1 protein-coding gene is annotated in these 233 nt (G+C 43.8%); it reads left to right on the top strand.

Annotated elements, in window-relative coordinates:
• A partial coding sequence (locus SB756_RS35690; RefSeq protein WP_410913966.1) for a hypothetical protein occupies positions 1 to 233 on the top strand: 233 nt, incomplete at both ends.

Consider the following 233-nt stretch of genomic DNA (forward strand, 5'->3'; position numbering starts at 1 on the left):
CCTGGTGCAAAACGGTTCTCACTAGAAGGTGGGGATGCATTAGTACCTATGCTTAAAGGGCTAATTCACCGAGCTGGTGAAAGTGGCCAACAAGAAGCCGTAATTGGTATGGCTCACCGCGGACGCTTGAACGTTTTAGTGAACGTTTTAGGTAAAAATCCATCAGAGCTTTTTGATGAATTCGCTGGCAAGCATAAAGATACATTAAGTTCTGGTGATGTTAAGTACCACAT

Origin of the sequence: Pseudomonas sp. SIMBA_068 (genome assembly GCF_046534705.1) — a bacterium.
GTDB lineage: Bacteria > Pseudomonadota > Gammaproteobacteria > Pseudomonadales > Pseudomonadaceae > Aquipseudomonas > Aquipseudomonas putida.